Here is a 9,202-nt window from a genome sequence, read left to right as displayed (position 1 = left end):
TTGTTCGACATAACGGAGACGAGCCATGCCGTTCCGAGAGCGCCGCCGACCGTACGAAGCGTCTGCGACATCGCCGAGCCGTCGGGGTTCAAGCGCTGCGGCAGCTGGTTTAGGCCTGCTGTCTGAATCGGCATCAGCAGCATCGACATGCCGAACATCCGAATTGTATAGATGACGACCATATGTGTGTAAGTCGTATCGATCGTCAGTTGGCCGAACTCCCACGTGGTAATGGCCGTGATCACCAGACCGGCGACGGCCAGCCAGCGGGCGCCGACCTTGTCGAAGATCGCTCCCGTGATCGGGGACATAATGCCCATCAGAATCGCGCCGGGGAGCAAGGCCAGACCGGACTTGATCGGGGTCAGTCCCAGAATGTTCTGCATGTAGATCGGAGTCAGGATCATGCCGGCGTACATCGCCATCGTAATGAGAATGTTGATGACCGTCGTCAGGGAATACATGTTATACCGGAAGACGCGGAACTCCAGCAGCGGTTTTCCTTTGCTCGCCAATTCCTTGAGGACGAACAGAATCAGGCAGACCCCGCCGACGATCAGGCTGACGATAACCGTTGAGCTGTTCCAGCCGTCGTTGCCGGCTTCACTGAACCCGAACAGCAATCCGCCGAAACCGAGCGTAGACAGAATGACGCCGAGCAAGTTGAACTTCGGGTTCGTCAGCTGCCCGACGTTCCGCATGAAGATAAGGCCGATAACAAGCGCGATCAGAGCGAACGGCCCGATAATGTAGAACAGGACGTGCCAGGAATGATGCTCGACGATCCAGCCGGACAGCGTCGGTCCGACGGCCGGAGCGAAGATCATCGCAATCCCCATCGTTCCCATCGCTTTGCCCCGTTCCTCGACCTTAAAGATCGTCAGGACCACGATGGACATCAGCGGAAGCATAATGCCGGCGCCGGCTGCCTGCACGACCCGGCCTGCCATCAGAACGCTAAAGCTGTCCGCAAAGGCGCATAAGACCGTTCCGACGAAAAACAAACTCATGGCGGTAATGAACAATTGCCGAGTTGAAAATCTGCCGACCAAAAACGCGCTTAGCGGGATCAACACCCCGTTTACCAGCATGAAGCCGGTCGTCAGCCACTGCGCGGTATTCGTCGTGATGTCCAGATCGGCCATGATCTTTGGAAGCGCCACGTTGAGCAGCGTCTGGTTCAGGATCGTAACGAAGGCGCCGATGATGATGGCGGCCATAATAGGGCCTCTTTTAATTTGAGCTACAGCCTGGCTCATTTTTTATGCCCCTCTCCACTTTCTGTAATTTTCTTGACGATAAGTTGATGTAACTGCAGCAAATCCTCGACTTCCCGGTCGGACATATCCAACAACGGGTACAAATTCCTTACCGAGATTTCGTTGGCTTGCTCCAGCAATTCCTCTCCTTTCGGGGTCAAGACCAACGCTACGGATCGCCGGTCGCTCTCCAGCCGTTCGCGCATGACCGCTCCCATCTTTACCATGCGGTCCACGATTCCGCTGGCCGCGCTGCTGCCGATATGAATGTTGTCGGCAAGCTCGGACAGGCTGATTCGCGGGCACTGGCTGAGCGTCTTCAGGACGAACAGTTGAATCGGCGTTAATCCGCAGTTCTCCAGTCGCTTCCAGATCGCGTGATGAAAGGCCTGGTTGACTTCGCGAAACGACTTGAAGATCTCGCTGACCTTTTCGTTGTCTTCCATCCTACCCTCCATCCTTTGCAACTAAATAAGTTGCTAACAAACATTTTGCATACGAAGTATATTATAACTAAGGAAAATAAATGTCAACAAAAAAAATAAAGCTTATCCGTTAGAATAGGCTTTATTTTTCGAGTCGATGCCTGTTAGTTCTCGCTAGCTTATCTTATCTTTTAAGGCCGTTTTTATTGCTCGTTTTCGCTCTCTTCCCCGGCGGCCGGACCGGCGAACAACGCATGAACGAATTGCTCGGCGTCGAACTCCTGCAGGTCGTCCATCTTCTCGCCGAGTCCGACCAGCTTGACCGGCAGCGCCAATTCATGGCGAATCGCGATCACAATACCGCCTTTGGCCGTTCCGTCCAGCTTCGTCAGCACGAGACCGGAGACACCGCTTTTCTCGCCGAAGAGCTTCGCCTGCTGCAGCGCGTTCTGACCGGTCGTCGCGTCGAGAACGAGCAGCGTCTCGTGGGGAGCGCCCGGAATTTCCCGTTGGATGACGCGATAAATTTTGGACAGCTCTTCCATGAGATTCGCTTTGTTCTGCAGCCGGCCGGCGGTGTCGCACAACAGCACGTCCACGCCCCGCTGCTTCGCCGCTTGAACCGCATCGTACATAACCGCGGCCGGGTCGGAGCCGGCGTTCTGCCGGATGACGTCCACGCCGACGCGCTGCCCCCACACTTCCAGCTGCTCGATCGCGCCGGCCCGGAACGTGTCGCCCGCCGCCATCAGCACGGATTTGCCCTGCTGTTTGAAGCGCCACGCCAGCTTGCCGATCGTCGTCGTCTTGCCGACGCCGTTGACCCCGACGAACAGAATGACGGTAATCCCGCTCGGCTGCACGTTCAGCTTGGGCGATTCTTCCGATCCTTTAAGCAGCGCGACCAGCTTCTCCGACAAGATCGGCTGCAGCTCGGACGGTTCTTCGATCTTGCGCTTCTTCACTTCCGCGCGCAGTTCGTCGATCAGTTCCATGACCGTGTTCACGCCGACGTCCGCGCCGATCAGAATTTCTTCCAGTTCCTCGAAAAAAGCTTCGTCGATCTTCTTCCGGCGGGAGAACAGATCGGCGACCTGTCCCACGAAAGCGTCGCGCGTCTTGGCCAGGCCGTCGCGGAACTTGCTCGTGACCGCCTCCGCCTTGCTGGCGATGCTCTCTCGCAGCTTCTTAAAAAAACTCATCTTCCATCCTCCAACCGGGGAACCTTCCGGCCCCGTCGTTCTATAAGTCAACCCGCCCGATTCGGGCGATTAGGCCGTGGCGATCATCTCTTCGCCTTCCTCCAGCCGCACGGACACAAGCTTGGACACGCCGCCTTCCTCCATTGTAACGCCGTACAACCGGTCGGCCTCTTCCATCGTACCTTTACGGTGGGTAACGACGATAAACTGCGTAAGCTCGGAAAATTCCCGCATGTAATGAGCATACCGCGCCACGTTCGCTTCGTCCAAGGCGGCTTCGACTTCGTCCAGCACGCAGAAAGGTACGGGTTTTACGTTCAGAATCGCGAACAGCAGCGCGATCGCCGTCAGCGCCCGCTCCCCCCCGGACAGCAGCTGCAGGTTTTGCAGCTTCTTGCCGGGCGGCTGCGCGACGATGTCGATGCCGGTCTCCAGCGGCTTGTCCGGCTCGCTCAGGATGAGATCCGCGCGTCCGCCGCCGAACAGGCGGGAGAAGACGATGACGAAGTGCTTGCGGATCTCGTCGAACGTCGTGCGGAACCGCTTGGACATCTCGTCGTCCATCTCGCGGATAATCGCGTGCAGCTTCGACTTCGCGTCGATCAGGTCGTCCTTCTGCGCCGACAGGAACTCGTAGCGCTCGCTGACGCGCCGGAACTCCTCGATCGCGCCCAGGTTCACTTCGCCGAGCAGGGTGATCTTCCGCTTCAGCTCACGGACCTCGTTCTGCGTCTCCGCCACGTCTTCCGGAACGGGATATTTCTGCTTCGCCCATTCGAAGCCGATCTCGTACTCCTCGCTCAGCTTGCGGAGCAAGTTATCCAGCTCGACGTCCATCCGGTTCGTCGAAATCTCCGCTTGGCGAAGCTGATCTTCGACCTGCTTCAGCCGGGCGCGCTGTTCCTTCGTCTCGTTCTCCTTCTGCTCCAGCTGCTTCTGCCGCTCCGACCGGTCGGAGCGCCGGAATTCGATGCCTTCCGTGAACTCGCGCTTCTGCAGCCGCAGCTCGTTCAGACGCTCGCGCTGGGCGACCAGCTCCTGCTCGGTGCGTTCGCGCTCGGCCGCGTTGGCGGCGAGCGCCTCCCGCAGCTGCGCAAGCTCGGCTTCAAGCCTCGCCGACTCCGCGCGATGGCGGGCCGTTTGCTCGCCGATGGCCTGGCGGTCCTGCTCCAGCCTCGCCATCGCAACCTTCAGCTCGGTCAGCGCAGCCTGCAGTTCTTCCTTCGCCGTCTGGCTCCGCTTGCGCAGCTCCTCGGCTTCGCGGATTTTCTCCTGCAGCTGCCGCTCTTCCTCGGCCAGTCCCGCCAGCCGCTGCTCCGCTTCCGTCCGGGAAGCTTCCAGCTCGGCGGCTTCCCCGCCGAGAATCTCGCTCTCGCCGTCGAGCATGGCCTGCAGCTCGCCGTGCTGCCGCTCCTCGTTCTGCAGCTGCTGCAGCTCGGCGGAAGCTTGCTGCTCGTTCATCCGCTCCCGCTCGCCCAGCTCGCGAAGCTGCTCGATGTTCTGCTGGACGATCGCCAGCTCCTTCTTGCAGTCGTCCACCAGCGCTCGCGCTTGCGTCCGCGCCTGCTCGGCCGCGCCGATGTCGCGCTCCAGCTCCTCAAGCTGCCGCTGGCGCCCCAGCAGGCTGGACGATTTTTTCTGCAGGCTGCCCCCCGTCATGGAACCGCCCGGATTGACGACGTCGCCCTCGAGGGTGACGACCCGGTAGCGATATTGCAGCCGGGAAGCGATTCGGTTCGCCTGCTCCAGCTTCTCCGCGATCAGCACGTTGCCGAGCAAGCTGCCGACGATGCCCGCGTAGCGGTCTTCCGCCTTCACGAGTTCCGCGGCGACTCCGACGAATCCTTCGGCGCCGGCGGCCGCGCGCCGGTCTCCTTCTCCGATCGTCCGCGGCTTGATGACGTCCAGCGGCAGGAACGTGGCCCGGCCCGACTGCCGCTGCTTAAGGTAAGCAATTGCGGCGCGGGAAGTCGATTCGTTCTCCATGACGATATTCTGCAGCGCGGCCCCGAGCGCCGTCTCGATCGCCGTCTCGAGATTCGCGGGGACGCCGATCAGTTCGGCTACGGCCCCGTGGACGCCGTGCAGCTGCCCGCGCTTCGAAGCGCGCAGCACTTCCCGAACGCCGTGCTGGAAGCCGTCGTAATCGTTTTGCAGCTCCTTGATCGTATCGCGGCGGGAGACGAGCGCTTCCCGCTTCTGCTCGGACCGCCGCGCTTCCGCCTGCGCGTCCTCCAGCTTGCGCGTCAGCTCCGCCGAGCGCGCCCCTTCCGCCACGTAGCGGTCGCGCGCTTCCCCGACCGCAGCCGTGCAGGCGGCCAGCTTCGCTTCCAGCTCCGCCCGGCGCTGCGCCAGCTCGCTCTGCTGCGCCTGCCACTTCGCCCGCTCCTCGGCCGTGCGCCCGAGCCGCTTCTCCAGCACCTCGCGCTGCGACTCGCAGTAGCGAATGTCGTTGCGCGCCTGGGCCATGGCGTTCATCGTATCGAACAGCTCCGCCTTCAGCCGCTCCTCGGCGTCCGAGCTGCCGTCGGCGATCGACAGCCTCGCCGCTTCGGCCTCGTGCCGCTCGGAGAGACCGGAGAGCTCCGCCTCGACCTGCGATCTTCTCGCCGCCAGCGTCTCGCCTTCCGCGACGGCCTCCGCCATCCGCCGCTCCGCCTGGGCAAGCGACTCCGTCAGCCCTTCGCGGTTGCGTTCCAGATTCGTCCGCCGCTCGCCGAGCAGTTCGCCGTAGCCTTCGCTTTTCTCCGTCTCCTCGCTCGCCCGCAGCAGTCCGTCCTGCAGCTTCTCGAGCGATTCTTCCAAGCGAAGCAGCGACTGGCGGTCTTCTTCCAGCATGGCGTCGTGGCGGCTGACTTCCGTCGAGAGAGCGAGTTCCTCTTCCTTCAGCTTCGTCAGCTTCTCGTTCGTCTCCGCCCAGGAAGCGTGTACGCTCTCGATCTGGTGGACGTAAAGCGCGATCTCCTTGGCTTTCAGTTCCTCTTTGAGCGCTTTGAACTTCTCCGCTTTCTCCGCCTGCTCGCGCAGCGGGCCGACCTGCCCTTCCAATTCGACCACAAGGTCGTTGATCCGCAGCAGGTTCGCTTCCGTGTCCTCGAGCTTCTTCTGGGCTTCCTTTTTGCGCGCCTTGTATTTGACGATGCCTGACGCCTCTTCGAAAATGCCCCGCCGGTCTTCCGACCGCGTGCTGAGAATTTCCTCGATCCGGCCTTGTCCGATAATCGAGTAAGCTTCCTTGCCGATGCCGGTGTCCATGAACAGCTCGGTAATGTCCTTCAGCCGGCACGGCTGCTTGTTGATCAAATACTCGCTGTCGCCGCTGCGATGCACCCGCCGCGTGACGGTTACCTCGCTGAAGTCGAGCGGCAGCGATTTGTCGCCGTTGTCGAACGTGATGGACACTTCGCCGAAATTGACCGCCTTGCGCGCATCGCTGCCGGCGAAGATGACATCCTGCATGTTGCCGCCGCGCAGGCTCTTCGCGCTCTGCTCGCCGAGCACCCAGCGGATGCCGTCGGAGATGTTGCTCTTGCCGCTGCCGTTCGGTCCGACGACTGCGGTGATGCCGCGGCCGAATTCAAGCGCCGTGCGGTCCGCGAACGATTTGAAACCGGCGAGTTCGATTCCTTTCAAATACATCGGCTATCCCTCACCTTTCTCGTTCTTTGGAGAAACCCCCGCCGTCCTGCAGCAGGCGCAGCGCACGCGACGCGGCCCGCTGCTCCGCCTCCTTCTTCGAGCGGCCGACCCCTTCGCCGAGCGTCCGCTCCCCGACCGCGACGACCACGACGAACTCCCGATCGTGGGCCGGCCCTCTCTCTTCGACCGTGCGGTATTCGAGCGAGCCGAGGTTCCACTGCTGCACCTTCTCCTGCAGTTCGGTCTTGTGGTCTTTGAGCGGCAGCCGGCTCTCCTTGGGCAAATGCGCGAACAGGTGCGCATCCAAAAAAGCGCGCACGGCTTCCAGCCCCTGGTCCAAATACAACGCTCCCACGAACGCCTCGAACGCGTCCGCCAGCAAGGAAGGGCGGCTTCTTCCCCCGGTCTGCTCCTCCCCTTTGCCGAGCAGCACGACCTGCCCGAAATCGAGCGCCTCGGCAAAACGGACAAGCGAAGGTTCGCATACGATGCCGGCCCTCAGACGGGTCAATTCCCCTTCCGGACGGTCCGGGTACATCCGGTACAGCGCTTCGGATACGGTCAGCTGCAGAACGGCATCGCCGAGAAATTCGAGCCGCTCGTTATGCTCGACGCGGGCGCCGCGCTGCTCGTTCACGTAGGACGTATGGGTGAAAGCCTGGCGCAGCAGGGCGCCGTTCCGGAACCGCAAGTTCAACCTCTCCTGCAGCAGCTTCAAGGGTTCGCTCATCTCTTGGACACCTCCCGTTAAATAACCCCGCAGCGTGACGATTTGCTTCTAATCATAATCAAGCACTTTGCGGGGACCCCCGGAACTTAAAAAGCAGGCGGCATAAGCGCCGCCTGCTTCGCGCGTTCGCGCCCTTCGTTCAGGCTTCGTATTTGCGCATAATGATCGTGGCGTTATGGCCGCCGAAGCCGAAGGAATTCGACAGCGCGACCGATATGTCGGCCCGGCGCGGTTCGTTCGGCACATAGTCGAGATCGCACTCCGGATCCTGACGATCCAGGTTGATCGTCGGCGGCAAAATGCCGTTCTGCAGAGCCAGGCCGAGGATGACCGCCTCGACGCCGCCGGCGGCGCCCAGCATATGGCCCGTCATCGACTTGGTCGAGCTGACCGCCAGCTTGTAAGCGTGGTCGCCGAACGTCTCCTTGATGGCGGTCGTCTCCGACTTGTCGCCGACCGGCGTGGACGTGCCGTGCGCGTTAATGTATTCGATCGCTTCCGGTTCGATGCCGGCGTCCTTGACCGCGCGCTTCATGCAGCGGGCCGCCCCGTCCGGATCCGGCTCGGTCATGTGGTGCGCGTCGCCGCTCATGCCGTAGCCGATTACTTCGGCGTAAATCCGCGCTCCGCGATTCTGCGCATGCTCCAGCGATTCCAGCACGAGCACGCCCGCGCCTTCGCCCATAACGAAGCCGTCGCGATCGATATCGAACGGGCGGCTTGCCTTCTCGGGCTCGTCATTGCGCGTGCTCATCGCCCGCATGTTGCTGAAGCCGGCCATCGCGATCGGTCGGATCGTCGCTTCCGCGCCGCCGCAGATCATCACTTCCGCGTCTCCGCGCTGGATCAGCTTGAACGAGTCCCCGATCGAATGGGTACCGGTCGCGCAGGCGGTCACGGTCGTCGTGTTCGGCCCTTTGGCGCCGGTGGCGATGGAGATTTGGCCGCTGGCCATATTGGCGATCATCATCGGAATAAAGAACGGACTGACGCGGCGCGGACCTTTTTCCATCAGAATGGTATGCTGGTCCTCCCACGTCCCCAGGCCGCCGATGCCGGAGCCGACGCTGACGCCGACCCGTTCGGGATCCGCGTTCTCGCCGATGCGAAGATCGGCGTCCTTGATTGCGCTTAAGGAAGCGACCAGCCCGAACTGCACGAAGCGGTCCATCTTGCGGGCGTCTTTCTTATCGATTCCGTAATCTTCGGGATTGAAATTTTTGACCTCGGCCGCGATCTTCGTCGGATATTCCGTCATATCGAAGGCTTCGACCAGGCTGACGCCGGACTTGCCGGCGAGCAGCGCGTTCCAGAACGTATTCAAGTCCGTACCGAGCGAAGAGACGACGCCCATGCCGGTAACGACGACACGTTGTTTCAAAACGACTTCACCTCTTGCGCCAAGTTAAAGCGGCCCTTGAAGCCCGCCGCGTTTCGGCTGCGGGAGTCTCCATCGCGTCATTCGCGATAACCTCTCCCCAGGGCCGCGCCGCTCCCTCTGCCCGGAAGCGCTGAACGGAAACGATCCGGGAACGGAGGAAATCCGGGCTGCGAAAGGGAGTTCCCCTCCGAATCCCGGATCCCCCGCGAATCGCCCGTGCGAAAAAGCTCGTAATTGTGGAGAAGTCCCGTTGCACGAACGGGACCCGGCAGATCATTTAGGCATGAGATTGTATGTAATTTACGACTTCTCCCACCGTCGTGATCTTCTCCGCATCCTCATCGGAGATCTCCAGATCGAATTCGTCTTCAAGTTCCATCACGAGTTCGACGACATCGAGAGAGTCAGCGCCCAAGTCATCTTTGAAGTTCGCTTCGCTCGTAACCTCCGCCTCTTCAACCCCCAGGCGTTCGACTACGATGCGCTTCACGCGTTCATATACATCGGACATCCGGTTCACCTCCCTTAACGTATTATACGTGAATCATGGACAAAAAGCCATAGCG

Annotated in this window: 7 protein-coding genes; all 7 read right to left on the bottom strand. The window is 61.1% G+C overall.

Annotated elements, in window-relative coordinates; genetic code table 11:
- The coding region (locus tag H7C18_RS31975; protein ID WP_238358104.1) for a DHA2 family efflux MFS transporter permease subunit at positions 1 to 1,220 on the bottom strand (1,220 nt) is incomplete at its 3' end.
- Positions 1,221 to 1,255: 35 nt separating this feature from the next.
- Positions 1,256 to 1,705: a MarR family winged helix-turn-helix transcriptional regulator gene (locus tag H7C18_RS31970; RefSeq protein WP_185133185.1), complete on the bottom strand. Its 450-nt coding sequence runs from the start codon at positions 1,703 to 1,705 to the stop codon at positions 1,256 to 1,258.
- Positions 1,706 to 1,887: 182 nt separating this feature from the next.
- Complete coding sequence (gene ftsY / locus H7C18_RS31965) at positions 1,888 to 2,886, bottom strand: signal recognition particle-docking protein FtsY (RefSeq protein WP_185133184.1); 999 nt, start codon at positions 2,884 to 2,886, stop codon at positions 1,888 to 1,890.
- A gap of 69 nt (positions 2,887 to 2,955) precedes the next feature.
- Positions 2,956 to 6,525: a chromosome segregation protein SMC gene (smc, locus tag H7C18_RS31960; protein WP_185133183.1), complete on the bottom strand. Its 3,570-nt coding sequence runs from the start codon at positions 6,523 to 6,525 to the stop codon at positions 2,956 to 2,958.
- A 10-nt stretch (positions 6,526 to 6,535) separates the two neighbouring features.
- Positions 6,536 to 7,255: a ribonuclease III gene (gene rnc, locus H7C18_RS31955; protein WP_185133182.1), complete on the bottom strand. Its 720-nt coding sequence runs from the start codon at positions 7,253 to 7,255 to the stop codon at positions 6,536 to 6,538.
- Between the two features lie 139 nt (positions 7,256 to 7,394).
- Positions 7,395 to 8,636 carry a beta-ketoacyl-ACP synthase II gene (gene fabF, locus H7C18_RS31950; RefSeq protein WP_185133181.1) on the bottom strand — a complete coding sequence of 414 codons (1,242 nt, stop codon included), beginning with the start codon at positions 8,634 to 8,636 and terminating at the stop codon, positions 7,395 to 7,397.
- 277 nt (positions 8,637 to 8,913) lie between these two features.
- Positions 8,914 to 9,147 carry an acyl carrier protein gene (gene acpP / locus H7C18_RS31945; protein WP_185133180.1) on the bottom strand — a complete coding sequence of 78 codons (234 nt, stop codon included), beginning with the start codon at positions 9,145 to 9,147 and terminating at the stop codon, positions 8,914 to 8,916.
- Positions 9,148 to 9,202 lie beyond the last annotated feature (55 nt).

Origin of the sequence: Cohnella zeiphila (assembly GCF_014212055.1) — a bacterium.
In the GTDB taxonomy this organism is placed as follows: Bacteria; Bacillota; Bacilli; order Paenibacillales; family Paenibacillaceae; genus Cohnella; species Cohnella zeiphila.
This window is presented reverse-complemented; position numbering and strand designations above follow the sequence as displayed.